Origin of the sequence: Staphylococcus rostri (assembly GCF_002902145.1) — a bacterium.
Classification (GTDB): domain Bacteria; phylum Bacillota; class Bacilli; order Staphylococcales; family Staphylococcaceae; genus Staphylococcus; species Staphylococcus rostri.
This window is the reverse complement of sequence record NZ_PPRF01000013.1, coordinates 1-25,922: the sequence shown is the minus strand read 5'-3', so window position 1 is coordinate 25,922 and position 25,922 is coordinate 1. Positions and strand designations below refer to the sequence as shown.

The following is a 25,922-nucleotide window of genomic DNA, read 5'->3' as shown; positions in this document are numbered from 1 at the left end:
ATCGCTCCTTTCTGTTTTTTATAGTTCGCTTAACTCTGATTCTGTAAGATAAACATCTCTCGGTTTTGAACCGTTCGCCCCGGAAATGTATCCTAATTGTTCTAATTGATCAATAATGCGCGCTGCACGATTATAACCTATTTGGAAATGACGTTGAATCAGTGATGTGGATATACTCTGTTCACGCACCATAAATTCACACACTTCATAAAAAAGCTCATCTTTAGCAGGTGTTTCCGTTTTCTTCAATAACTCCTGCTCTTGGAATAAATATTCCGGTCCACGTTGTGCTTTAATAAAGTCCACAACGCGATCGATTTCGTCATCTGACACAAATGTACCTTGAACACGGATTGGCTTGTTCATGCCACCTCCAAGATACAACATATCGCCATAGCCTAGTAAACGTTCTGCACCGCCACTATCTAAAATTGTTCTTGAATCCACACTTGATGATACCATAAATGCGATTCGAGTAGGAATATTTGCTTTGATTAATCCTGTAATAACATTCACCGATGGACGTTGGGTTGCGACTAACATATGAATACCACATGCACGCGCTTTTTGAGCGATACGTGCAATTGATTGTTCAACTTCTTGTGGTGCCATCATCATCAAGTCGGCCAACTCATCAATGACAATCACAATCTTAGGAATGCGTTGATCGTAACTCACTTTTTTATTGAAAGCTGTAATGTTACGCACGTGTGCTTGAGCAAACAGTTTGTATCGTCTTTCCATCTCTTCAACTGCCCATTTCAAGCTTTGCGTTGCTGCTTTAACATCCGTAATAACGGGTGCCACAAGGTGTGGTAAGTCATTATAAGGTGCTAGTTCAACCATTTTCGGATCAATCAGCAATAATTTCAACTCTTCAGGGTGATTGCGATAAAGTAATGAAATTAAAATACTGTTAATAGATACTGACTTACCTGAACCCGTTGCACCTGCGATAAGGGCGTGCGGTGTCTTAGCAATATCCATTAACAACGGTTCATTATTAATACGATTACCCATCGCAACGGTTAATTTTGAAGATGCGTTTTTAAAACTTTCCGACTCAATAATCGCACGTAAATTCACTTTCATTGGGTTTTGATTTGGCACTTCAATACCAACGAGACTTGTACCAGGAATTGGTGCTTCGATACGAATATCTTTTGCGGCAAGTGCCATTTTAATATCGTCTTGTAACGCTGTAATACGTGATACTTTCACACCTTTTTCAACAGACAGTTCAAAACGTGTCACACTTGGTCCTTCAATGACATTAACGACTTCTGCAGGCACATTGAAATAGTAAAATGCGTCATTTAACTCTTGTTTCTTCTCTGCAATCCATGTTTCATCACGTTCATGAACTTCCGGTGCATCTAATAAATCAAGACTCGGTAAATGAATCATTGGACCTCGACGTATCTTCTTCTCCGCAACTGGCGTGTTAGGTTTTTCGCTGCCTTGCCCAGTTGTCGTATCAACAAGTTCCGGGCTCGTGACACGCTCAGAACCACGTTGCACTGTCTGTTGTTCAGACGACGCATTCTTCATCGGTGTCGCTTGCCTGTGCGGTGTTACTTGTCGTTGCTGTTGTTGACGTTCCATATGTCTTTTCTTGTCTGATGGTGTCATCACAACATTAAAAGGTTTCGCCTTACGTCTGATAGGTGTTGGGCGCGTTGCTTCAACAGCTTGTACCGGCTCAGCCGACTCAGCTGTTTCGCCTTGCGCTGCTTCCGCATCATCCGCTTCGACATGCGCTGGCTCGTCCTGCACCACTGCAGCTTCGTCCACTTGCTCATCAACGTCACGTTCTGTAGCATCTTCAACATCACTCGCAGTCGATACATCTGTTTCGTCGACTGTATCTTGCGTCGTTACTTGCGCTTCATCGTCACGCATATCGACTGTTGATTCACCATGTTGAGCAACAGTTGGTTTCAAGATTGGTGCTACAACAGATCGTTTTGCTTGTTCGTCACGCTCAGTCGTTCCATCGTTAGGTTCGTCCGATACAACAGCTGATGCATCATTCTTAATATCTTCTTCATGTAACATTTCAGTGTTGTCTTCAAAGTCATGCGTGTCAAAGTCCGACGTCGCATCGTCAGCATTTTGCACTTCTGTGGCTTCTGAGACAGGTTCGTTAACCACACCTTGTGTCATGTCAGCACTGTCATCCATCTGCACAGTATCATGTTGATCAATGTCGTCATGTGCACTTTCAATATTCTTAGGTGCTTCAACCGTCGCTACATCTGCTGAATTTGTGTCTTCAACACTGTCTTGTACTTCATCGTGCTCATCTGCATATTGTGACAAGTCAACTTCTTCGTATTGGTATTGATCTTCATACTCATTTGCTGAATCATCTTGCGTGGCCACTTCTAGTTGCTTCACACTTTCTAACACTTCCGAAACATCACGATTGTCTGTATCGTCCATGTCATATGCAGCACCTAGCAATTGTTTCGCCTGTTGCGCATGCATGGCATCAATTGCTTGTTGAATATCGGAACTGTCATCCTGTTGTTGTGCTGCTTTCTTTTGCTCTAATGATTCTTTAAAGCGTTTCTTTTGTAGTACTTTCTTTTCACGCTCACGCCTAATCTCTTCAACAATTTGAGACGCATAGATATTCTCAATATTAATTGTGTTATCACGCTTAGAATAGTTTGGTGTTGCTTGCTTTTTACTACGTTGACTTGTAGATGATGGACGCTTTACAGGTGCTTGACGTGTTGTTTTCGTCACATCACGCGTTGTATGTCCATCATTCGCTTGCGTATTTTGTGGTTGCTTTAACCCACTATTCTTAATCTCACGACGTGCTTTCGTTCCAAAGATTGCTGATGGTACTTCAGACGCTTTGAAGTCAGGACGATGGTATGCTGGTCGTGTTTCTTGTTGACGTGTCGCTGCCGTATCACGCGCACCATTTGCACGATATGTCGTCGATGGACGGCGATAATGTGTAGACAGCGTATTGCTACGTGACACTTGTAAATCAGACGCTGATGGTGTCTCAGTTCCTTTCACACGCACACCATTGCGATGTCTTCGTTGCCTTCTATCGAGTGTATACGACGGACGCTGATCACTATGTCTATGTGCAGGTTCAGTCTGTTGACTTGTCGTATGTGCCATATCCGTTTCATCCATTGTATGATGCGCATCATGCATATCTATCGGAAAGCGAAACTTCCCTCTCGGTCGTTGATAGACATCATTCGTTTGCGGGATAAGCCCCTGTGACGTCTCTTGTGAAGATTGGTGTTGTGAACGTTTTTGGGATGAACGACGTGTCGTTGCAGACTTATCATCTTCGCCAAATAATTTGTCAAACCAACTCATGAGTTCACACCCTCTCCTTATTCTTCAAAAAATGCTTGTCCTACTTGATACGAATCTTCTAAAACCATAATCCCTTTTTCTTGTGGCGCATTCGGTAAATCCAACTCTTTCATAGAGCACACCATACCACTTGATGGCACGCCACGTAATTCTGCATCTTTAATAATCATACCACTTGGCATTACCGCACCTACTTTTGCAACGACAACTTTTTGCCCTTGCTCAATGTTTGGTGCACCACACACAATTTGTAAAACTTCAGTGTCGACATCAATTTTACATACACTTAATTTGTCAGCATTTGGATGTTTCTCTTTTTCTTGTACATAACCAACGACAAATTTTGGTGATAAATCAACATCTAATTCTGCATTAACACCAGACGCTTGAAGTGCTGCTTGAATGTCAGATAACAACGCATCTGTCATTTTAATATGTCCTACACCCTCAATGTTCAATGATTCAGCAGCTTTGAAAATATTAAATCCTACAACTTTGTCATCTTTTTTAATCGTCACAACATCGCCAGTTCTTTCGTATTCAAACGGGCCTTCTACCACTTCTAATTGTACAAATGCTACGTCGCCAACACCTGTTGGATTGTAAAATAAATTCATTGTTTTCTCTCCTATTCATCCGTTTCTGTATCTTTTGTCGCACGCAAATGTTGCACAACATTCGGCTCTTGCGCGGACTTTTGTTTATTGTTTTTGCCTAATATAAAAATCGGTTCAAATTTTCCATCATGATAGCTTAACGATAATGATGTAATCGGCACTAAACCATTTGTAAAAAATGACATGGTCATATGCGCCATAACATCATAACCTGTATGATTGCGAATGTCCGCAATGATCAGCACATCTTGATGCGGTACAGCCACTAACATCTCGCCTTGGCATTTCGCCTCGAAGTCTTGTAGTAACTGTTTATTCAAAATTCGACTCGCATCATAGCCATCATTCGTATTAAAGAAATAGAATATATTTCCTTTGACTTCATCCGTTTTGTAAGAAATATCTAACTTACGCACATTAAACAATGCCATTTCTTTCACTTGTTGCGCAGTAAGTCCAAGATCTTCTAACACTTTATCATCAATGAGACGATACGACTTACCTAAATCTAGCGCATAGTAAATACGTGTCTCAGCCGTATGGGCATCTGTTAGGAATTGATGACCCTCAGGTGTTTTTTCGTGAAAACTTGTCGCACGAATCACAGGTAAAATTTGAATATCATCCAGTGTCTTCGTTGATTCATCTTGCATTTGTGCAATCGTTTCTTCAACATAGTACACAATTTCTTCAACGATTTGTTGCTGTCCTTTATTGTATTTCGCAACAATCGGTGAAAGCTTGACTGTCACACCTTTTTGATTATCCGTGCGATAAATTCTTAGTGATTCTTTATCACGATTGAATTGAAAACCTACTTCTAGATTACTCAAACGTGTTTTTAATAAATCTCTCATTTTAAAGACATTCATTTTTTCACTCCTAATTTCATGCCTTATATTAGTTTACAATAAATATACCCTTAGGACTAGAAAAAACGTGCGTCCCAAGGGTTGAAATCTTGCTTTGTAATTGTGTCTTTACATCTTCAGCGTGAGACAGGAATCTCAGTTTTTCTAAAAAGATTCTATTGTCCCACCTCGACAAGGTTAAGTGGGCTTCAGAAAGTGCACGCTGATCCACTACTACCTTCTTCGTGAAAGCTTAAAATCGGCTTAAAAATGCATCAATTTGTTCAATTGTCTTGCGTTCTTTACCGATATAATCCCCAACACGTTCGCCTGCTTTATACACTAAGAAACTTGGAATACCCATAACACCTTCTTCAATCGCTAAGTCGATAAATTGATCGCGATCTACAGATACAAATTCAAATTGTGTAAACTTCGCTTCAATTTCTGGTAATCCTGGCTCGATGACGCGGCAATCTGGGCACCAATCTGCCGTAAATAGAAAAACTGTTTCCTTTTGTTTATACGTTTCATATTGTTCAATATTTTCAAGTTGCTTCATGTTAACAACACTCCTTTTATTTAGATTTCATACTGTAATTTTGAAATGACTTGTGCATCCAATGCTTGGACAGATTGTGATAACCACGTTTTCGCCGCTGCATAGTCACGAATATCAAATACCGCATCAGAACTATGGATATAACGTGCGCATACACCAATAACCGCGGTTGGTACACCGATGCCTGATTGATGGATTGCACCACCATCTGTACCACCTGGTGAGATGTAATGTTGATATTGAATATTATGTGTTTCTGCAACGTCAATTAAAAATTGCTTGAATGCTGGTTTCAATAACATTGTACCATCTTTAATACGCAACAATGCACCGTCTCCAAGTACGCCAGAGAGCCCTTGACGTCCTTTCATATCGTTAGCCGGCGAGCAGTCGACAACAAATGCAATATCCGGCTTAATTAAGTTTGCTGCTACACGTGCACCGCGTAAACCGACTTCTTCTTGGACGTTGGCACCTACGTACAAATCAAAGTCCAATTCAACGTCTTTAAGTTGTTCTAACAGTTCGATTGCAATCACACAGCCATAACGGTTATCCCATGCCTTAGCCGCAAATCGATGTTCCGACAATTGAATAAGTTCGGTATGTGGTACAATCGGATCGCCAATCACAATCCCACGTTCCGCCACTTCTTCAGGCGATGTCGCACCAATATCCAATAACAAATCTTCAATTTTCGGTGCACCTTCCTGCCCCGTTCTAAAATGTTTAGGAATATTCGCAACGACCCCTACAACTTCTTCATCTTGCTGTGTTAACACTTTTAAGCGTTGCCCTTGCCAAATATCATTCGCGACACCACCTAATGCTGTGAACTTAATAAAACCTTGTGCAGTAATCTCCGTAATCATAAACCCAATTTCGTCCATATGCGCCGCTACCATCACACGCTGTGCATTTGGATTCGCACTTTTTTTCACACCATAAAAACCACCCATACGATCATCAACAAAGCCATCGACATACGGTGTCATCGCACGCTTCATATAGTCACGAACACGATGTTCAAAGTTAGGTGCACCATGCATTTCAGTCAGTTTTTTTATATGTTGTAATGTACTTTCTGTCATAGACACACGCTCCCCTATTTTTTTCTCTTACATTCTTACTTTAGTATAACATCTCAGCTGTGGTACACTAGAAATATGTTTTCATGGGGGCGATGTAATTGAGAAATACAAAGAAAAAATGGCCACTGATGATTCCTATTACAATTGGGATTCTGATGACAGGTAGTTATTTTTATACACTAAATAAAAACAAACAAAGTTATTACCCTGCAGAGAAAGTGATTGCATCCGTAAAAGATTATTTTCAAAATGTCACGGGTTCATACATTGTCTATGAGCCAACACTTTATCGCAAGTTTGGAATCGAGTATGAAGTCTATAAAGGCGGCATTAGTGCACTGCGTAATGGTAAAGTTTACCACTATACTTTTATTGCTGATGCATATGATGGTCAAGTTATAGACATTATTGAAGTTTAATACGACTAAGGGACACAACATGTGCAACCACCACGTTAGGATGGTTGTATGCACGTTGTGTCCCTTTTTTGATGCCTATTCAAATTTTGGTCGTTCAATCGTTTCTTTAATTGTTTTGCCATCTGTATCAAACTTCGCAGCCAAATAATTAATATCATGATAAAACAAAAACCAATAATCTTCTAAAATATAGCGTTTCGTGAGACGCTCTTTTGCGCGAATCGACTGCATTGGATAGTCATCATATGCAGAAACCCACAATGGATTCACATGTGCAACTGTCGGAAAAATATCCGCCATGTGGACCGCTTTCTGTCCTTCACTTTCAATTTCAATAATCGCATGACCAAAGCTATGACCACCTGTATGTGTCATTGTAATACCAGGGTACGGTGTGTATGTTTTCTCAAATAAAATCGTACGCACTTCATAATCGCCTCTGTTCGCCGGCCAATATGTTGCCTTACTACGAATATTAGGACTGACAAACTCGTGCCACTCATCTTGTTGAATCACGTGCTGTGCATTTGGAAACGTTGCATGTCCTTCTTCATCCACCAAACCAGTCGCATGATCGAAATGCATATGTGTCATTAACACGAGATCAATGTCTGCAGGTGTTAAGTCGTATTGTGCCAAGCTTTTTTCAATATCTGCTTCTTGACCAACACCATAATTGCGTTTTTGCTTATCAGTCAACCGACCATTACCGATACCCGCATCAATAATCATGTTACAGTCGTCCGTTCTAATTAAGATTGGATGCGTCGATAATGGCACTTGGTTGTTGTCATTGAACGGATACTTTTTCGCCCATAATGGTTTCGGTACCACACCAAAGATTGCACCTCCATCCATTTTGACATCGCCACCGTTGAGCACATCAATTTGGAATTTACCTAGTTTCATCACGCATTCCCCCTATCATTACTTCTATTTTAGCGATATTGAAGGCTGTTCATCAAATAAAATGCAAAAAACACCACTCTCCATTTTGTGAGTGATGTTTTAGACGCAAAGTTTATGCTTTTGGCGCGTGGAATTTTGCTTCCATGCGATAAATTCGCGACCCTTTTTCTGCAAATTTATGCTCATATTCAGTTTCGATATTATCTTCTGCATCTTCTTCATGCAAGTTCAAATTGATTTTTGTAAAATACATGCCATATTGCGACATACTTTCTAAACTATACGCAAACAAACCACGGTTGTCTGTTTTAAAATGAATATCGCCATCTTCATGTAGAATTTGTTGATAAATCGCTAAAAATGTGTGATACGTCAATCTTCTTTTAGCGTGACGTGTTTTAGGCCACGGATCAGAGAAGTTTAAATAAATACGCGCAACTTCATTTGTTGCGAAATAATCCGTTAACACGACCGCATCATTACACAACAATTTAATATTCGTGAGACCTTTATCTCTCACCTTATCCAATACGCGGATCATCACATTCTTATCGCGTTCAATCGCAATATAGTTAATGTGTGGGTTTTGTGAAGCAAGCGTTGTAATGAACTGCCCCATACCCGAACCTACTTCAATATGGATCGGATGGTCGTTATCGAACCACTGTGACACAGAATTTGCATGATCGCAATCAATGTCTACAATCTCTGGATGCTCACGCAAATAATCTTCAGCCCATGGCTTATGTCGCATTCTCATGATTATAACTCCTTATATAAATAAATTACTTGTCATGACATCATTTAAAAACTCAAGCCATGTGTTCATTTCTTTAAAGCGCTTGTGCTCTTCACTCCATTGAACCATACCAATCGACTGAATGACGGTATACCATTTCATGCGTTTTTTGAGATCCATTGTCTCTTTCACGCCATAAGTATCTAACCATTCAGACCATTGGCTTTCAGGAACATAATTGTAAAGCAGCATACCAATATCGATTGCCCAGTCCGCAATCATTGCACCTTCCCAGTCAACAAGGAATAATTCATCCTTATCTGACAGCAACCAATTGTTATGGTTTACATCACCGTGTACGACCGTATAAAATCTCGCATCTAATTCAGGCATATGATCTTCTAAATACGTCAATGCCTTTCTTACCACGTGGTGTGTAAGAACTTCTCTTGATAACGATGCATTAATTTTATTCAACATAATCTCCGGTGTGATAGGTGCCATTTCCATACGTTTTAACATCGTCAGTAATGGTCGGGATTGATGGATTTTCTTTAATAACTGTGCCACGCGCGCTTGACCCATTTCATCCGCTTCAAGCTCACGGCCATTTTTCCAGTGCTGTGCTGTTACTACTTCACCCGTTTCAATACGTTTCGTCCATACGAGCTTTGGCACAATACCTTCTGCCGATAACGCCGCAATAAAAGGATTTGAGTTCCTTTTCAAAAATAACTTCTGTCCATCTTGTTCAGCCATGTATGCCTCACCTGACACGCCACCTGCTGAATCCAATGTCCAACCTAACTGATAGAACTGCTCCACAACATGTTCACCTCACTTTCAAAGAGAAAAGGGAGTGGGACAGTGTACTCATAAATATTATGAGCGTTTAATGTCCCACCCCGGCAAATAGCATGCATATCAAATAAAACCTCGCACACACACGTTATCGCCAATAGCCTATTCAAGGCTGAGATACACGTCCCAGCCCTTTTATTAATTGCCATTCATTTTCAAATAATTATCCACGTACTATTTTTAGACTCATTAATAAGTGTATAGTTATTACGCTTATTTTTCAACCAAAAATCAAACACAAAATGTGTCGTTTTACTTGTGTGTCGTTTTAATATGTCATGAAAATTTCATTTCTGTTTTATCGTGCAGATTGTCAGAATTTTTAGTGTGAATGTGAAGCGATATAGCGTTCAAATCCTTCTTGTAATTGACGTGTAATTGGACCAACTTGTCCGCCGTTTACTGGTTCTCCATCAATCGTCACAACTGGCATAACTTCTGCAGACGTACTCGAAATAATGACTTCATCAGCAGCTTTTAAAAACTCTACAGTAAATGGTTCTTCATTGAATGTGATGTTTTCATCGTCACAAATCCATTGAATCACGCGACGTGTAATACCGTTTAAGATCAAGTTATTTGCTGGATGCGTATGTACTACACCATCTTTAATTGCATACACATTGCTAGACGCACCTTCCGTTACAATACCATCGCGATGTTGTACCGCTTCTTCAGCATTGTACTTCGTCGCATATTCTTTTGCTAAAACATTTCCGAGTAAGTTCAAACTCTTAATGTCGCAGCGCAACCAACGTACATCATCAGTCGTCACAACGGAAACACCATTTTTCAATTCTTCATACGGACGCTCATAAGACTTTGTAAAAGCTGTTAACACAGGTGCCACAGGTGGTGTTGGAAACGCATGATCTCTTGGCGCTGCCCCACGTGTAATTTGCATGTAGACACCACCGTCAGTCACGCCATTTGCCTCTGCTAACTTTCGCACAAGCTCAGTTAGTGATTCCACCGTATAATCAATATCTAACCCGATTTCTTGTGCACTTCTCAACAAACGCTCAAAGTGTTCTTTCGCGGTAAACAACTTATTGTCATATAAACGCACGTATTCATAGATACCATCGCCAAAGTTATAACCTCTATCGTTGTATGCGACCTTTGCATCTTGCTCTTCAACTAACACATCATTTACTAAGATTTTTGTCATACTCATTCCTCCACACAAATAGAATAAATTGCTTCTAAATAAATACTTGTTGCATTGAACAATTGTTTTTTCGTGATGTATTCATTCTTTTGATGCATTAAATCTTCAGAGTCGTCAAACATTGCGCCAAATGCTACCCCTTTATCAAGGTTACGTGCGTATGTGCCGCCACCAATTGTATATGAAGGTGACATATCTCCTGTTTGATTACGGTACGCAGTTAACAGTTTTTGAATAAACGGGTCACTTGGGTCCACGAAATGTGGTTGTTGGACTTTACCTATTTTTAGTTCAAAACCGAGCGCTTTGATTTCATCTTCAAACACTTGAATCGCCTGTTCGAAGTCAAAACCTTCAGGGTAACGTAAATTGATACCAAATGAGCCACCATTCGCTTGGTCATAATTTAAAATACCAATATTCGTCGTTAAGTCGCCCATCTGTTCCGTATGATACTTCATGCCCATCTTTTCACCAAAGTGAGATTCATAAAGATAACGTTCACTAAACGCCGCCCAGTTGCGTGCAGTTTGGTCTAAGTTAAGTGTATTCAAGAAATGTAATAAGAATAATCCAGCATTTACACCAATTGACGGATCCATACCATGAACAGCTTTTCCATAAACAGTTAGTTTTAAAATGCCGTTTTCAACTTCATGATTCCCCGACAGCTTATGCTCTGATAAAAAGGCTTCAAATTGTTGAATCGTATTCGTCATATTCTCTTTAACGAGTAAATCAGCTTGTGCAGTATCCGGCACCATGTTATAACGTTCGCCAGACACTAAGCGATGTAATTCAATCTCAGGCTCATCGTCATCATGTGCAAGTGATGTCTGCTGAATATCAAATGTCGTAATCCCTTTTTCTCCGTGAATCAGTGGGAATTCAGCATCCGGTGCGATACCAATCGTTGGCATTTCTTCCGTTTCAAAATAACGATCTGTACATTTCCAATCAGACTCTTCATCTGTTCCGATAATAATATGGATACGTTTCTTCCAATCGACCTTCATGTCATTTAGAATTTTAACGGCATAATACGCAGCAATTGTTGGTCCTTTGTCATCTAACGTGCCTCGTGCAATCACGCGATCTTCTGTCACGACAGGTGTGAATGGATCTGTATCCCAATCATTTCCTGCAGGTACAACGTCGACATGACCTAAAATACCAAATAATTCTTCTCCTTTACCGACTTCGATGCGTCCAGCTAAGTGATCTGTATCAAATGTCTCAAACCCATCACGCTTTGCAAGTTCATACATATATTCCAGCGCTGCTTTAGGACCTGGTCCAACAGGTGCGTCAGCCGTTGCTTCTGAATCATTACGTACAGAAGGAATTGCTAGTAGCCCCTTCAAGTCTTCGATAATTTGGTCTTCATACTCTTTTACTTTCTCTCTCCACATGCGTCTCAGCTTCTTTCTAAAATAGTTGTACTTTTTATTTTACATGATTTTCTTGACGAACGACAGTACAAACCTACATCATTTTAAATTTCCTGACAAATTAGCGTTCAAAATAGTTTACGCACTGGCGACCAGAACTGAAAAAAATTGTGAACGAGTCATCCTTGCCGAAACACTACAACGAAATCTTTGCATACCGATGAGACTTCTGTAGTGCTCCCTAGTTGGAGTGAGGCGCCTTGGCAAGCGAGCAATCAGGAAACGATGATATTCAAAAACGAGGTTGTGAGAGAAGCGTTTAGGAATCGAGCAGAACCCGAGCAATGAGCAAAATTGATTCCCAAATTTTGTCGAATTGCGAAGTCCTGTCGAGAGTCCTGCTTCTCGAACACTGACAAAAAAGCGCATAATCACAAAGAACTGTATACTAAATGAAGACAGCTATATCAACCTAACTGGTACTATAACAAAAAAGACCGGGATACAAAGTCCCAGCCTTTTATAACGCATCAACATTATTTATTTTTGTTTTCCAAAACTGCCTTTGTCGTTTCGTTAAGGTTTTGTGATGGATCTCCGCCACCCTCACCTACGAAATCCGCTTCTTTACGTTCTGCTTTCTCAGCATCATCTTGTAAGAACTGTTCTTTTTTCTCATTCAAGAAAGCTTTTGGACCTTGTTTGATTGCATCAACATATGCTTTCGGATCTTCTTTCACTTTATTAATTTCATCCGTCGCAATGTTACCTAATTGTGATGCTTTCTCTTGTACCTGTTGCTTATAGTCTTCAGGATTTTCTTTATAATTTTGATATGTTTCTTTCACTTTATCACGTCTGCTTTTGTTTGAAAGCGCCACTGCTGCCAATGCACCGCCAATACCAATCATTGCTTTGATAACTTGATTAGATTTTGCCATTGTAATCACCTCTGTAAAGTTTTAATACACTTTCCCTTAGTGTGCATAACTTAAACATTAATCTTCAAAAAGTGCAACTTCAGAAGGTGTTAACTGGCGATAATCGCCTTTAGCTAAAGTTGGATCAAGTGCTAACGCGCCAATCGCTTCTCTTTTTAAATAGACGACTTCATTATCTACGGCATGAAACATACGCTTTACTTGATGATATTTGCCTTCGTGAATTGTCACACGTGCAGTGTTGCTCGGCTCAAGAATTTCAAGTTCTGCCGGTTTTAACAAGCCTTCTTTAAGTTCAATACCTGCCTTAAATACTTCAATAGCTTCTGGCACAATAGCTTTTTCCAATTCGACATAATATCGTTTCGGCACGTGTTTATTTGGACTCATAATGCGATGGTTAAACGCGCCATCGTTCGTTATTAACAACAAGCCTTCCGTATCCTTATCAAGTCGACCGACCGGAAACAACGCCAAATGCTTGTAGTCATCAATTAGATCAAGTACTGTACGATGTATGTCATCTTCAGTTGCTGAAATTACACCCGCAGGCTTGTGCAACATTAGATATACATAAGGTTCATACCCGATTCGTTCTCCACCAACCATCACTTTATCTTGCGCTGCATCAATTTTTGTCTTTGGACTTTTGACGATGTCACCGTTCACCTTCACTTGCCCTTTTTTCAACAATACCTTGACTTCATTACGGGTACCAACACCCATATTCGCTAAAAACTTGTCAAGACGCATTAAAGCCAACCTAACTTTCTACGTAGTTTGTTTGGAATGTTGCCTAAAAACTTATCGGCAAGACGTGTTTTCATCGTAATCACACCGTATACAATAACACCAATCAAGGCACAAACAACTGTAATAATCAGTGCACCCACTTGGCTTGCTGGTGAGATAAAGAATTGTAAGCCGTAGTATACAAGTTCAACAACAATCATCATGATAAAGCCATAAATTAAAATTTGTCCTACATCTAATATTGTGTTTGCTAATTTAAAGCCAGCATATTTTCTAAGAACAAGTAAGCTCGAAACAATCGCAAATGTAAGGGCAATTGCTGTACTTAAAATCGCACCTGCTGTATGGAACATCACAATCATTGGATGGTTTAAAGCCAATTTGATTAATACAGAGCCTAAAATAATAAATACTGTTAATTTTTGTTTATCAATACCTTGTAACATCGAAGCAATTACGCTAAGTAACGATATTAAAATCGCAACGGGTGCATAGATAAACAATAAGCGACTGCCTTCAATACTATATTCATAGAAAACTGTATAAAGTGGCACCGCTAACGCCATAATACCTAGACTTGCAGGCACTGTAATATACGCAAGGACGCCCATCGCGGTCTGAATTTGCTTATGCATTTCTTTATAATTGCCTTCTTCATACGTTTTCGTAATGAATGGAATTAAGCTGATAGCAAAACCAGCTGCTAACGATGTCGGAATCATCACAATTTTATTCGTTGTCATATTTAAAATTGTGAAGAACATATCTTGCATGCGATGTGATACACCTGCAACTTCTAACGCATTGTTATGTGTTAACTGGTCTACAATCATAAATAATGGATAGTTTAAACTCACAATTACAAACGGAATACTGTAAGAAATGATTTCTTTGTACATTTGTGTGTAAGACACATCAATACCTGTCATATCGGATGCGACCATTTCATGGATACCCTTACGACGTTTAATCCAATACCACCATAACGTTAAAATACCGGCGATGGCACCGATGGCAGCACCGAATGTTGCGATACCATTGGCTAATAACATAGAACCATCAAATACATTTAATACAAGGTAACTACCAAGTAAAATGAAAATGATACGCGCAATTTGCTCAGTCACTTCTGATACGGCAGTCGGTCCCATTGATTTATACCCTTGGAAAACACCACGCCATGTCGCTAATACTGGAATAAAAATAACGACGAAACTAATTGTTCGGATAATGCTTGTAATCTGTTCAACCGTCCAACCGGCATTTTTATCTGTATTATTAGCAATTGTGATTGATGCAATCGTTGGAGATAATGCGTAAAGCGCAATAAATCCAATCACACCGGTAATACTCATCACAACAAAACTTGATTTATACAATTTTTGACTCACACGATAAGCGCCTAATGCATTATATTTCGCAACATATTTAGAGGCGGCAAGTGGCACACCTGCTGTTGCGACGGCTATCGCGATATTATAGGGGCCGTATGCATAGTTAAATGGTGCGAGATTATCTGCACCACCAATGATACGGTAAAACGGAATGATATATAGAATTCCTAATATTTTCGTTATTAAAATACTTAAAGTTAATAAAAACGTCCCCCGTACTAACTCCTTATTTTCACTCATAGAATCATCAACCTACTTTTGATTTTTTGAACACTCATTATAGCATAACACCATCATTATACACATAAACAGATTATGTTAAAATCATTATATATATAAAAGTGAAGGAGAATATAATTCATGTATCAAACTATTGTCATTGGTGGTGGACCTAGTGGTATTATGGCTGCTATATCAGCGAGTCAGAACCATCAGCGTGTGCTATTAATCGAAAAGAAGCAAGGACTCGGTCGTAAACTTAAAATTTCAGGTGGCGGTCGTTGTAATGTGACGAACAATCTGCCGTATGACGAAATTATTAAAAATATCCCCGGGAATGGGAAGTTTCTATACAGCCCTTTTTCACTTTTTGATAACCAATCGATTATTCGCTTTTTTGAATCACGTGGCCTCAAACTTAAAGAAGAAGACCATGGGCGTATGTTCCCTGTGACGGACAAATCACAAGATGTATTAGATGTGTTAATCGCTGAGCTACAAAAACAGCATGTAGAAGTTTTAGAAAATAGTCCTGTATCAGCCATTACTGCTTCAGATAATCACTATACAGTGACACTTGAGAATGGCAAAGAGTATGAAGGACGTACAGTTGTTATTGCTACAGGTGGTACGAGTGTGCCACATACTGGTTCAACGGGTGACGGCTATGATTTTGCCAAAGTTTTTGGACATACGATTACCGATTTATTCCCAACTGAAGTGCCTATCCGATCAAGCGAGCCATTTATTCGAGAACAAACGCTTAAAGGGCTCAGCTTAAAAGATGTTGCCCTATCTGTGTTGCGTAAAAATGGAAAAAAACGCATTACACACCAAATGGATATGTTATTCACGCATTTTGGTATCAGTGGCCCAGCAGCGCTTAGATGTAGCCAATTTATTTACAAAGAGCAGCAACAACAAAAACGTCAAGACATACAAATGCAATTAGATGTTTTTCCAGATATGAACGAGGAAGAAGTTAAACAAAAAATTACTAAGTTATTGAAAGAACAACCCGACAAAATTATTAAAAACGCCCTTAAAGGTATCATTGAAACACGCTATTTACACTTTATATTGGAACAAGCGCATATTGATTTAGAAACAACGTATCATCATTTAAGCGTGCAACAAATCAATGACTTGGCACATCAATTTAAAGCATTTACATTTACAGTTAATGGTACATTGCCTATCGAGAAAGCATTTGTAACAGGCGGTGGTGTGTCCATTAAAGAAATCATACCAACGACAATGGCATCAAAATTACAAGATGGTTTATTCCTGTGCGGAGAAGTGCTGGATATCCACGGATACACGGGTGGCTATAACATTACAAGCGCCCTTGTCACTGGTTATGTTGCTGGTTATTATGCTGGGCAATTCACGTACGATTCAATAGAAGCATAAAACATAAAGAGGATGTACCACGCGCTGTGGACACCCTCTTTTTTAATATTATTATATATTGAAGTTAAACACCCGGATATGTTAAATCACCGTCACCCCACGCATTCATACCGCCATCAACGTTAACAGCATCAATGTCTTGGTCGTTAAGGTATGCGACTACCCTCGCACTGCGCGCACCTGCCGCACAAACGATATAGTATGTTTTATCCTTATCAAAATCATTGATATGTTGCGGGATTTCTTGCATTGGAATGTGTGTCGCATTTGGAATCATACCTAATGCAACTTCTTCATTTTCTCTTACATCGATAATATGAATTGGCTCATTACTTAAAATCTGTTCTTTTAATTGATCCATTGAAATTTCTTTCATCGTCTCACTCCTATTATTTTGCAACAATGTTTACGAGTTTTCCTGGAACCGCAATGACTTTTTTAATATCTTTGCCTTCTAAGTTAGCTTGAACCGTTTCGTCTGCTAATGCGATGCGTTCCATTTCCTCTCTTGGTGTGTCTTTTGAAATCTCAAGTTTAGCACGTACTTTACCGTTGATTTGAACAACAATTTCAACTGTATCTGCTTGAAGCAATGATTCATCATATGTTGGCCATGGTTCATATGTGATTGTTTGTGTATGACCAAGAATCGCCCATAATTCTTCACCGATATGTGGTGCGATTGGCGCTAACATTTTAACAAATCCTTCTATATAAATACGGTTAATTGCTTCTGCTTTGTAGCCTTCGTTAATAAATACCATCATTTGACTGATTGCTGTATTGAAGTTCAATTTCTCAAAGTCGTCTGTCACTTTCTTAACTGTTTGATGATACACTTGCTCTAATTTTGGCGTTGGTGCATCCGCCACTTTTTCAGATAACGTGCCATCTTCTGTCACGAATAGACGCCATACACGATCTAGGAAACGACGTGCACCATCAAGACCTGTTTCACTCCATGCGATAGAGGCATCCAATGGTCCCATGAACATTTCATATAAACGCAATGTGTCTGCACCATGTGACGCTACAATCTCGTCAGGGTTTACAACATTACCTTTAGATTTACTCATTTTTTCGTTACCTTCACCTAGGATCATACCTTGGTTGAACAGTTTTTGGAATGGCTCTTTCGTTGGAACAACACCTAAATCATACAATACTTTGTGCCAGAAACGTGCGTACAATAAGTGAAGTACGGCATGCTCGACACCACCAATATAAAGGTCTACTGGTAACCAATGTTTCAATTTTTCAGGATCTGCTAACATTTGATCGTTTTTCGGATCAATGTAACGTAAGTAATACCAACAGCTACCTGCCCATTGTGGCATTGTATTCGTTTCGCGACGACCTTTCATGCCTGTTTTTTCATCAACCACGTTCACAAATTCTGCACTGTTTGCAAGTGGTGATTCTCCCGTACCAGACGGTTTGATTTGATCCATTTTCGGTAATAACAATGGCAATTCAGATTCAGGAACAGTTGTCATTGAACCATCTTCCCAATGAATGATTGGAATTGGTTCACCCCAATAACGTTGACGGCTAAATAACCAGTCACGTAACTTGTAGTTGACTTTGCGTTCACCCGCACCTTTTTCTTCTAAGATGGCAATCGCTTTATCAATCGCTTCTGCATTGTTCAAACCATCTAACGCACCTGAATTCACGTGTGGTCCGTCGCCAGTGTAAACCGGTGTATCTTCAGTATGTTCAATGACATTCACAACATCTAAGCCAAATGTTTCTGCAAATTCATGGTCACGCTCATCATGGCCTGGAACAGCCATAACAGCACCTGTGCCATATGAAGCAAGCACGTAGTCAGCAATCCATACAGGAATTTGTTCGCCAGATAATGGATGCACTGCATATGCACCTGTGAACACACCTGTTTTCTCTTTGGCTAAATCTGTACGCTCTAAGTCAGATTTTTTAGCTGCTGCTTGTTGATATGCGGCTACTTCTGCCATACGTTCTGGCGTTGTAATCTCATCTACAAGACGGTGTTCTGGACTTAACACAAGGAACGTTACACCATATAAAGTATCTGGACGTGTTGTAAATACTTCAATTTTTTCATCAGATGATTCTAGTCCGAAACTAACTTTTGCACCTTCAGAACGTCCAATCCAGTTACGTTGCATATCTTTAATTGATTCAGGCCAATCTAAGTCTTCTAAGTCTTCAAGTAAACGATCCGCGTATTCAGTGATTTTTAACACCCATTGTTTCATCGGACGGCGAACAACGGGATGACCGCCACGTTCAGATACACCGTCAATCACTTCTTCATTTGATAAAACTGTACCGAGCGCTTCACACCAGTTCACAGGAATCTCATCAATATATGCAAGACCTTTTTTATACAGTTGAATAAAAATCCATTGCGTCCATTTGTAATATTCTGGATCCGTCGTACTGACTTCACGATCCCAATCATAGCTAAACCCAAGTTCTTGAATTTGACGTTTGAACGTTTGGATATTCTTTTTCGTGAATTCAGCAGGGTCATTCCCAGTATCTAAAGCGTATTGCTCAGCAGGTAAACCGAATGCATCCCACCCCATTGGATGTAACACATTGTATCCTTGCATACGTTTATAACGTGACACGATATCCGTTGCTGTATAACCTTCTGGATGACCCACGTGTAACCCAGCACCAGACGGATATGGGAACATATCTAAAGCATAAAATTTCTTTTGCCCCAGGTTGTCTTCAGTTTTAAACGTTTTATTTTCTAACCAATAATTTTGCCACTTTTTCTCAATTTGCTTATGATCATAATTCACAGCATTGACCTCCTAAAATACAAAAAACACCTCAAACTACTGTTATTCGTAAGGGACGACAACTTTGCCGCGGTACCACCCTCATTCACATTCGTGCACTTCATTTTTCAAATAGTTGAGATGTTCTGTTATTCATTTTTTATATTGGCAAGTTCACTTAAATGCTATCGTTAGTTCGCACCACCACTAACTCTCTGAAGATCGCATACTTTAAGTTACTACTCCGATGACAATTTGCTATTACACTCTATAATAGGCAATTTAACGCATTGTTGCAAGCATAATCTTTTATTTTCACATCACATTACTCAAACAATGAATGCCCCTTAATCCCTTTATCGAAAATTGCTAAAAAGACAAGCCCTATCACGAGCAAACCAATCATCGATAAAAACATCACTTGCATGTTGAAATAATCGACGAGCAAACCACCGACAAGTGGACCGAGTGCCTTTCCAACAGTCGATGCAGAGTTGACAATGCCTTGGTACACACCATCTCGTCCTTGTGGGGCTAAGCGACTCGCAATCGTTGGCACTGCTGGCCAGATGAACATTTCAGCAAACGTCATAATAACCATACCGATCACAAAGAATGAAAATGATGTCGCAAAGCTTGTCACATAAAATGACAAAATTAAAATAAACACGCCAACATATAATTGTTTTTTTAATTGGCCTTTAAGTAAATGAACAATCGGCGCAATAAGCGGTTGTCCGACAAGAATTAACACGCCGTTTAGTGTCCACAATAAGCTATATTGCGGCATGGAAATACCAATTTGTTGCGTAAATGATGCGATCGTTGTTTGCCATTGCACATAAGCAACCCAACAACATGCAAACATGACACATAATAAAATAAGCGCTGTAAAATGTTTTTTATTTTGCACATTCGCGACATCTTCTATCGTATTGTGCTGTTTTACCTTCGCATGATAATCCACATTAAACTGCCATACCGCAATCACAAAAAATGCGACATACATAAGTAAATTCGCTAAAAAGATATAGTTAAAACTGAAGTCTGCCACAATACCACCTAGTGCCGCACCCAATGCCACACCGATATTTTGTGCGAGATAAATCGCATTAAACGTCTTTCTTCCACCTTGTGGCCAAATCGCACCTGCCATTGCGTAGATTGCCGGAATAATCATACCGCCACCAAAGCCTAACATAATAAGCCAAATCGCATACCATGGCCATCCATGGAAAAAGTTGAGTAATCCCGTTGCTATCAAGCTGACAATCGTTCCGACCATAATTGTACGATAGCCACCTAGACGGTCAAACATCGTACCTCCTAGTAAGTTGCCAGCAATCATACCGATAGAGTTAATCATCAACACCAAGCCCGCCACACTCAATGACTTACCGAGTTCATTCGTCATATAAATTGTATTTAACGGCCATAAAAAGCTCGCACCTGTAATATTAATTGCCATACCGATGACTAGCCACCATATTGCACTTGGCATTCGCATCATTATCCCTTCTTTCTTTCTCAGGTTTCATATTCTAATATAACACTATAACACGACATTCAAAAAATATGGTAAAATCTTGGAATACATTGTGTTAATTAGAAAGGACGAGACGAAATGGGAACAGTATTTCCATATGCTTTCGAAAACAAGCGCTACCATACGCTCAACTATCATTTGAAAAATACATTCGGTCAAAAAATATTTAAAGTCGCATTGGACGGAGGCTTCGATTGTCCTAACCGCGATGGTACAGTGGCACACGGTGGTTGTACATTTTGTTCTGCAGCCGGCAGTGGTGATTTTGCAGGTAATCGTGCAGATCCAATTCCTGTTCAATTCCAAGAGATTAAATCACGTATGCACGAAAAATGGCATGAAGGTCAATACATCGCCTACTTCCAAGCATTTACAAATACACATGCGCCTGTTGAAGTATTGCGCGAAAAATTTGAAGCGGCGCTACAAGAAGAAGGTGTGGTTGGCCTTTCGATTGGTACGCGACCTGACTGTTTACCTGATGACGTCGTTGAATATCTCGCTGAATTAAATGAACGGACGTACTTATGGGTCGAACTCGGCTTGCAAACAGTACATCAAACGACATCTGACTTAATCAATCGTGCACATGATATGGACGTCTATTATGAAGGCGTTGCTAAATTACGCAAACACGGCATTAACGTATGTAGCCATATTATTAATGGATTACCTGGCGAAGATTATGACATGATGATGGAAACGGCAAAAGCTGTCGCTGATATGGATGTCCAAGGCATTAAAATTCATCTGTTACACCTTTTAAAAGGTACGCCAATGGTGAAACAATATGATAAAGGGCTCTTACAATTTATGACGAAAGAACAATATATTAATCTTGTTTGTGATCAACTTGAAATCTTGCCGCCTGAAATGATTGTACATCGTATTACAGGCGATGGCCCAATCGACTTAATGGTTGGACCGATGTGGAGTGTCAACAAATGGGAAGTACTTAACGATATTGATGCCGAACTTGAACGTCGTGGCACAGTACAAGGCAGTCATTATCAGAAAGCAGCCGTTCAATGATTGTTCAACGTATTCTTCCCTTTGCCAAGGAACTCATTACATCACACATTCACTCGGATAGCACGGTCATCGACGCAACATGCGGTAACGGACATGATACATTATTTTTGGCGCAATCCGTACCTAATGGACATGTCTATGGCTGCGATATTCAGCAAACTGCCATTGACGCAACACGTCTTAAAACAAAAGCTTTTGATCATGTGACCCTCGTTCATACGGGTCATGAAAACATGATTAGTCATATACACTCAGCCCACTTAGAACGTTTAGATGCTGCGATTTTTAATTTGGGGTACTTGCCAAAAGGCGACAAACATATTGTCACGCAACCAGACACGACGATTACTGCTATTGAACGTATTTTTGAGTATTTACGTCCAGAAGGCATTATTGTTCTAGTCGTTTATCCAGGACATCCAGAAGGGCAAGTTGAAAGCGAACAAGTCTATCGTTATCTACAAAACTTTGATCAACAACAAGCACATATCCTACAATATGGTTTCATTAATCAACAAAACAACCCACCCTATGTCATTGCGATTGAAAAAAGATAATATAAACACAAAAAACTGTACTGATATTTGATAATCGGTACAGTTTTTTTATAGACATTGTTGATGAGTGTCATCCAATTGCTACTTATTGTGTTAGACCTAGTTGCATAATTTGTTTGAATTGTTGGTCCATTTTCGATTGATGGTGTTTAACTTCTGAAGCAATCATGGTAAATAATTCTCGTTGTTTGTCGAACATCTCTTCGTTGTAATAGATCATCACAGTCCGTTCATCATTTTCCGGTCTCTCTTTGAAAATCCACTGCTTACTAACTAAGTGGTTATATGTACGTGAGCGTTTGTATGACTTAATTTGGACAAATTTATCCATTTCCTTTAAAGTCATAGCCCCCTTTTCCCACAATGTCAGTAGAATTAATAGTTCTTCTTTCGTTAATTTGAATTTTTCAGCAATTGTATCAAAAACTGTCTCTATTTCCGTTTGTAACGAATACAATGCTTTAATACCATTTTTATTTTCTGCTTTGTGATTAGTCATTCAACATTCTCCCATCTATTAAACATAATCATCAACACTAATATACCCATGAAAGCAATTTTTGAAACAAATAATATTGAGTGCTTTTAGAATTTTTGCTTTTGCATTATATTATCGCTCAAATATAATTTACATATAATTGTGCACAAGAGTTGGCAGATTAAAAAAAGGGCTACCATAAGCAAGACAAAATATATGAAATGTCAGCGGGCTCCCAAATTTTGTCAAATTGTAAAGTTGTATCAAGCTTCCTGCTTCTCGAACACTGACAAAATATTCATACTGTACGCTAAATGAAGACAGCTATTTCAACCGAGCTAGAATTACAATATAAAGAAAACAAGATACTTATTATTATCTTTCCACCACAGAAGCTGAACAGCCTAAAAAAGATGCCACCCACTAAGGATGACATCTCCATTTATCGTTACATATTAAAATAAATGACTGATTGAGTCTTGCATATCTTTAAGAATTTTAGCTGATTTTTCAAATTTAGCTTTTTCATCTTCATTTAATGGTGTTTCGATAATACGTACAGCACCTTCAGCATTAATTACTGTTGGCACACCAGTGTATACACCATCAACGCCGTATTCACCTTCTAAGTAGCTAGAAACTGTTAATACAACATTTTGGTTACGTAAAATCGCTTTAGAGATGTGCATTAAGCCCATTGCAACACCATAGTATGTTGCACCTTTTGCTTTGATAATATCATATGCTGCATCACGTGTTTTTACGTAGATTTCTTCAATTAAGTGTTCTTTTTCAGGGTTTTCTTTTAAGATGTCGTATAATGGACGACCTGCAATTGTAGCGCTTGACCATACTGGCACTTCAGAGTCACCATGTTCACCAATAATGTTAGCATGAACACTTGAAGGTGCTACATCGAATTCTTCACTTAATAAGTGTTTGAAACGTGCAGTATCTAAAATTGTACCTGAGCCAATAACTTTATGTTTTGGTAAACCAGAGTATTTCAATGTTACATAAGTTAAAACATCAACTGGGTTTGCTGCGATTAAGAAGATACCATCGAAACCGCTGTCCATAATTGGTGTGATAATACCTTTATAGATTTTAGCATTTTTTTCAACTAAGTCTAAGCGTGTTTCGCCAACTTTTTGTGGCGCACCAGCACAGATTACGATTAAATCTGCATCGCCACAATCTGAATATTGACCTGCTTTAACTTTTACCGGAGACATTGCATAAGGTGCACCGTGGTTTAAATCAAGTACGTCACCAAGTACTTTATCCTCATTAATGTCAATGATTACTAACTCGTCTGCAATACCTTGACTGACCATTGTAAATGCGTAACTAGCACCTACCGCACCGTCACCTACTAATACTACTTTATTACCTTTTTTAGCCATTGAGACTCTCTCCAATCTATCTATTTTCAATATTTAATACGCAATATTAATGTGAAGCATTTCACATATATAATTTAACATGCTTTGTATTTTAGTTCAAGCACAATAAAATATATTGGAGAATTATTTTAGTCAGCAAATCACTTAATTGATAAATTTTAAAATAAACTGTGTAATTTCTCTTTTAGTTAATTGTAAGCGCAAACATAGTTTCTTTATTAGACAATCCTACGTTAAAGTATTCTCATCTTCAACTAAAAACCCCGCAGAATGTACACGGTTGTTGAGAAAACTTAAAATATAACGCATGACAGCCTCTCTCTGTGATTCATTGTGTACCTCATGCGCAAAACCTTGCCACGCTTTAACATAAAGTTCTTCATAGTCACAAACTGTCGCAAGCTGTCGTGTCACCGAAACGTCTGTGATTCTGTCCTCTGTTCCATACATTAAACATAGCGGAACAGCTTTCATGTTTTGAAGATGAGTCGACGTCTCTTTCATATTTTTGACCACTTCTTGATACCAATGATAGCTCACTTTCTTAAGCATTAACGCATCGCTGACTGTTTCTTCTTGAACTTCTTCATTAGACGTCAAATCCGTCACATCAAAGCCTAAATCAAACTTAGCAGACTTAGACACATCGCCTACATTTGATGTTAAAATATTTTTACGCGTGTGTGCATTATTTTGAAAAGCTAAAAGCGGTGAAATTAACACGAGACCTTCAATGCCTAAATCCACTTTTTCAAGAAGATTAACAGCAATTAAACCACCGAGTCCAACACCAATCATAAATATTGGCAAATGATAGCCTTCCGCAATTTTCAACCACTCTAACACTGACTCGTGATATTGATCAAAACTTTCAACTTGTCCTTTATTCATACGAGATGTCTGACCTTGTCCGGGTAAATCTCCCATGATGACATGATAGCCATTTCGTCTTAAATGTGTAATTACAAAAGCGTAACGTCCAGTATGTTCTAACATATTATGAACAATCACAACAACGCCCTTCGCTTCACTAACTGTTTCCCATTTCCACATATGTACCTAACCTTTCTTGCTAAATACTTTCATTCTATTATAGCTTGACTTACTACTGAATTGCTAATAAAAATCAATATTTGGTTGTGATAGATTTATTGGAGCGGGACCAGAATCTCATTGATCTAAAAAGATTCCGTTGTCCCACCCCGGCAAGGCTGAGTAAGTTTGAAAAAAGCTTGTAAAAACATATTTTCATACCAATCAGCTACTACCTTCTACATGACATCTCAACACCTAATTCGAACCCATTTTTGTGTTTCGAGCCAATAATTGTATCATTTCATATTAAAAACGTTTTCATCACATTAATGTTCGTGATACACTGTTGTTAATCGTTAAACAAAGTTATGGGAGGAATAAAAATGGGATTATTCAAAAACTT

At 39.1% G+C, this 25,922-nt stretch carries 23 protein-coding genes; 4 read left to right on the top strand and 19 right to left on the bottom strand.

The genetic code is table 11. From position 1 onward, the window contains the following. Nucleotides 1–18: 18 nt before the first annotated feature. From CD122_RS01510 to CD122_RS01490, 5 genes are all read right to left on the bottom strand, one after another. On the bottom strand, nt 19–3,354 hold the full coding sequence (locus CD122_RS01510; protein ID WP_103357258.1) for a DNA translocase FtsK: 3,336 nt from the start codon (nt 3,352–3,354) through the stop codon (nt 19–21). A gap of 17 nt (nt 3,355–3,371) precedes the next feature. Continuing rightward, complete coding sequence (ytpR, locus tag CD122_RS01505; protein ID WP_103357257.1) at nt 3,372–3,971, bottom strand: YtpR family tRNA-binding protein; 600 nt, start codon at nt 3,969–3,971, stop codon at nt 3,372–3,374. Nucleotides 3,972–3,982: 11 nt separating this feature from the next. Then, the gene (locus CD122_RS01500; protein ID WP_103357256.1) at nt 3,983–4,843 is read right to left on the bottom strand and encodes a DUF1444 domain-containing protein; all 861 of its coding nucleotides are present in this window, start codon (nt 4,841–4,843) and stop codon (nt 3,983–3,985) included. A gap of 232 nt (nt 4,844–5,075) precedes the next feature. Next, nucleotides 5,076–5,384 carry a thioredoxin family protein gene (locus CD122_RS01495; RefSeq protein WP_103357255.1) on the bottom strand — a complete coding sequence of 103 codons (309 nt, stop codon included), beginning with the start codon at nt 5,382–5,384 and terminating at the stop codon, nt 5,076–5,078. Between the two features lie 20 nt (nt 5,385–5,404). After that, nucleotides 5,405–6,475 carry a M42 family metallopeptidase gene (locus tag CD122_RS01490; RefSeq protein ID WP_103357254.1) on the bottom strand — a complete coding sequence of 357 codons (1,071 nt, stop codon included), beginning with the start codon at nt 6,473–6,475 and terminating at the stop codon, nt 5,405–5,407. Between the two features lie 98 nt (nt 6,476–6,573). Here CD122_RS01490 and CD122_RS01485 point away from each other — a divergent pair, with 98 nt between their 5' ends. After that, nucleotides 6,574–6,894 carry a hypothetical protein gene (locus CD122_RS01485; RefSeq protein ID WP_240624103.1) on the top strand — a complete coding sequence of 107 codons (321 nt, stop codon included), beginning with the start codon at nt 6,574–6,576 and terminating at the stop codon, nt 6,892–6,894. A 75-nt stretch (nt 6,895–6,969) separates the two neighbouring features. On the opposite strand, the gene CD122_RS01480 is transcribed toward CD122_RS01485, so the two are convergent. The 8 genes from CD122_RS01480 to CD122_RS01445 form a co-directional block, all read right to left on the bottom strand. After that, complete coding sequence (locus tag CD122_RS01480) at nt 6,970–7,803, bottom strand: YtnP family quorum-quenching lactonase (protein ID WP_103357253.1); 834 nt, start codon at nt 7,801–7,803, stop codon at nt 6,970–6,972. Nucleotides 7,804–7,915: 112 nt separating this feature from the next. Beyond that, a complete protein-coding gene (trmB, locus tag CD122_RS01475) occupies nt 7,916–8,563 on the bottom strand; it encodes a tRNA (guanosine(46)-N7)-methyltransferase TrmB (protein ID WP_103357252.1) in 648 nt (215 codons plus the stop codon). A 12-nt stretch (nt 8,564–8,575) separates the two neighbouring features. Continuing rightward, a complete protein-coding gene (locus CD122_RS01470; RefSeq protein ID WP_103357251.1) occupies nt 8,576–9,367 on the bottom strand; it encodes a phosphotransferase family protein in 792 nt (263 codons plus the stop codon). A gap of 358 nt (nt 9,368–9,725) precedes the next feature. Beyond that, entirely contained in the window at nt 9,726–10,574 is an 849-nt protein-coding gene (gene dat / locus CD122_RS01465) for a D-amino-acid transaminase (RefSeq protein WP_103357250.1), read from the bottom strand. Nucleotides 10,575–10,576: 2 nt separating this feature from the next. After that, nucleotides 10,577–11,986 (bottom strand): dipeptidase PepV, encoded by a 1,410-nt coding sequence (gene pepV, locus CD122_RS01460; RefSeq protein ID WP_103357249.1) that lies wholly within the window; start codon nt 11,984–11,986, stop codon nt 10,577–10,579. A 515-nt stretch (nt 11,987–12,501) separates the two neighbouring features. Next, a complete protein-coding gene (locus tag CD122_RS01455; protein WP_103357248.1) occupies nt 12,502–12,906 on the bottom strand; it encodes a YtxH domain-containing protein in 405 nt (134 codons plus the stop codon). A 57-nt stretch (nt 12,907–12,963) separates the two neighbouring features. Further along, nucleotides 12,964–13,659 carry a pseudouridine synthase gene (locus tag CD122_RS01450; protein WP_103357247.1) on the bottom strand — a complete coding sequence of 232 codons (696 nt, stop codon included), beginning with the start codon at nt 13,657–13,659 and terminating at the stop codon, nt 12,964–12,966. Further along, on the bottom strand, nt 13,659–15,293 hold the full coding sequence (locus tag CD122_RS01445; RefSeq protein ID WP_103357246.1) for a putative polysaccharide biosynthesis protein: 1,635 nt from the start codon (nt 15,291–15,293) through the stop codon (nt 13,659–13,661). Before CD122_RS01445 ends, CD122_RS01450 begins: the two co-directional genes overlap by 1 nt. A gap of 120 nt (nt 15,294–15,413) precedes the next feature. Here CD122_RS01445 and CD122_RS01440 point away from each other — a divergent pair, with 120 nt between their 5' ends. Continuing rightward, nucleotides 15,414–16,685 carry a BaiN/RdsA family NAD(P)/FAD-dependent oxidoreductase gene (locus tag CD122_RS01440; RefSeq protein WP_103357245.1) on the top strand — a complete coding sequence of 424 codons (1,272 nt, stop codon included), beginning with the start codon at nt 15,414–15,416 and terminating at the stop codon, nt 16,683–16,685. 64 nt (nt 16,686–16,749) lie between these two features. On the opposite strand, the gene CD122_RS01435 is transcribed toward CD122_RS01440, so the two are convergent. The 3 genes from CD122_RS01435 to CD122_RS01425 form a co-directional block, all read right to left on the bottom strand. Further along, complete coding sequence (locus tag CD122_RS01435) at nt 16,750–17,061, bottom strand: rhodanese-like domain-containing protein (RefSeq protein WP_103357244.1); 312 nt, start codon at nt 17,059–17,061, stop codon at nt 16,750–16,752. 13 nt (nt 17,062–17,074) lie between these two features. Next, entirely contained in the window at nt 17,075–19,486 is a 2,412-nt protein-coding gene (gene leuS, locus CD122_RS01430) for a leucine--tRNA ligase (RefSeq protein ID WP_103357243.1), read from the bottom strand. Nucleotides 19,487–19,790: 304 nt separating this feature from the next. Further along, the gene (locus CD122_RS01425) at nt 19,791–20,972 is read right to left on the bottom strand and encodes an MDR family MFS transporter (RefSeq protein ID WP_103357242.1); all 1,182 of its coding nucleotides are present in this window, start codon (nt 20,970–20,972) and stop codon (nt 19,791–19,793) included. 117 nt (nt 20,973–21,089) lie between these two features. Here CD122_RS01425 and mnmL point away from each other — a divergent pair, with 117 nt between their 5' ends. After that, nucleotides 21,090–22,043 carry a tRNA modification radical SAM protein MnmL/YtqA gene (gene mnmL, locus CD122_RS01420; RefSeq protein ID WP_103357241.1) on the top strand — a complete coding sequence of 318 codons (954 nt, stop codon included), beginning with the start codon at nt 21,090–21,092 and terminating at the stop codon, nt 22,041–22,043. Beyond that, complete coding sequence (gene mnmM / locus CD122_RS01415; protein WP_103357240.1) at nt 22,040–22,600, top strand: tRNA 5-(aminomethyl)-2-thiouridylate-methyltransferase MnmM; 561 nt, start codon at nt 22,040–22,042, stop codon at nt 22,598–22,600. The genes mnmL and mnmM overlap by 4 nt, the downstream gene beginning before the upstream one ends. Before the next feature lie 85 nt (nt 22,601–22,685). On the opposite strand, the gene CD122_RS01410 is transcribed toward mnmM, so the two are convergent. The 3 genes from CD122_RS01410 to CD122_RS01400 form a co-directional block, all read right to left on the bottom strand. Next, nucleotides 22,686–23,099, bottom strand: coding sequence for a transcriptional regulator, SarA/Rot family (locus CD122_RS01410; RefSeq protein WP_103357239.1), 414 nt, complete (start codon nt 23,097–23,099; stop codon nt 22,686–22,688). 434 nt (nt 23,100–23,533) lie between these two features. Continuing rightward, nucleotides 23,534–24,484: an L-lactate dehydrogenase gene (locus CD122_RS01405; RefSeq protein ID WP_103357238.1), complete on the bottom strand. Its 951-nt coding sequence runs from the start codon at nt 24,482–24,484 to the stop codon at nt 23,534–23,536. Between the two features lie 228 nt (nt 24,485–24,712). After that, entirely contained in the window at nt 24,713–25,537 is an 825-nt protein-coding gene (locus CD122_RS01400; protein ID WP_103357237.1) for an alpha/beta fold hydrolase, read from the bottom strand. Between the last annotated feature and the right edge of the window lie 385 nt (nt 25,538–25,922).

What these genes read in the sequence shown, in the direction of transcription:
- CD122_RS01510 (WP_103357258.1), bottom strand. Translation starts at nt 3,354, where the DNA reads ATGAGTTGGTTTGACAAATTATTTGGCGAAGATGATAAGTCTGCAACG.
- ytpR (WP_103357257.1), bottom strand. Translation starts at nt 3,971, where the DNA reads ATGAATTTATTTTACAATCCAACAGGTGTTGGCGACGTAGCATTTGTA.
- CD122_RS01500 (WP_103357256.1), bottom strand. Translation starts at nt 4,843, where the DNA reads ATGAATGTCTTTAAAATGAGAGATTTATTAAAAACACGTTTGAGTAAT.
- CD122_RS01495 (WP_103357255.1), bottom strand. Translation starts at nt 5,384, where the DNA reads ATGAAGCAACTTGAAAATATTGAACAATATGAAACGTATAAACAAAAG.
- CD122_RS01490 (WP_103357254.1), bottom strand. Translation starts at nt 6,475, where the DNA reads ATGACAGAAAGTACATTACAACATATAAAAAAACTGACTGAAATGCAT.
- CD122_RS01480 (WP_103357253.1), bottom strand. Translation starts at nt 7,803, where the DNA reads ATGAAACTAGGTAAATTCCAAATTGATGTGCTCAACGGTGGCGATGTC.
- trmB (WP_103357252.1), bottom strand. Translation starts at nt 8,563, where the DNA reads ATGAGAATGCGACATAAGCCATGGGCTGAAGATTATTTGCGTGAGCAT.
- dat (WP_103357250.1), bottom strand. Translation starts at nt 10,574, where the DNA reads ATGACAAAAATCTTAGTAAATGATGTGTTAGTTGAAGAGCAAGATGCA.
- pepV (WP_103357249.1), bottom strand. Translation starts at nt 11,986, where the DNA reads ATGTGGAGAGAGAAAGTAAAAGAGTATGAAGACCAAATTATCGAAGAC.
- CD122_RS01455 (WP_103357248.1), bottom strand. Translation starts at nt 12,906, where the DNA reads ATGGCAAAATCTAATCAAGTTATCAAAGCAATGATTGGTATTGGCGGT.
- CD122_RS01450 (WP_103357247.1), bottom strand. Translation starts at nt 13,659, where the DNA reads ATGCGTCTTGACAAGTTTTTAGCGAATATGGGTGTTGGTACCCGTAAT.
- CD122_RS01445 (WP_103357246.1), bottom strand. Translation starts at nt 15,293, where the DNA reads ATGAGTGAAAATAAGGAGTTAGTACGGGGGACGTTTTTATTAACTTTA.
- CD122_RS01440 (WP_103357245.1), top strand. Translation starts at nt 15,414, where the DNA reads ATGTATCAAACTATTGTCATTGGTGGTGGACCTAGTGGTATTATGGCT.
- CD122_RS01435 (WP_103357244.1), bottom strand. Translation starts at nt 17,061, where the DNA reads ATGAAAGAAATTTCAATGGATCAATTAAAAGAACAGATTTTAAGTAAT.
- CD122_RS01425 (WP_103357242.1), bottom strand. Translation starts at nt 20,972, where the DNA reads ATGCGAATGCCAAGTGCAATATGGTGGCTAGTCATCGGTATGGCAATT.
- mnmL (WP_103357241.1), top strand. Translation starts at nt 21,090, where the DNA reads ATGGGAACAGTATTTCCATATGCTTTCGAAAACAAGCGCTACCATACG.
- mnmM (WP_103357240.1), top strand. Translation starts at nt 22,040, where the DNA reads ATGATTGTTCAACGTATTCTTCCCTTTGCCAAGGAACTCATTACATCA.
- CD122_RS01410 (WP_103357239.1), bottom strand. Translation starts at nt 23,099, where the DNA reads ATGACTAATCACAAAGCAGAAAATAAAAATGGTATTAAAGCATTGTAT.
- CD122_RS01405 (WP_103357238.1), bottom strand. Translation starts at nt 24,484, where the DNA reads ATGGCTAAAAAAGGTAATAAAGTAGTATTAGTAGGTGACGGTGCGGTA.
- CD122_RS01400 (WP_103357237.1), bottom strand. Translation starts at nt 25,537, where the DNA reads ATGTGGAAATGGGAAACAGTTAGTGAAGCGAAGGGCGTTGTTGTGATT.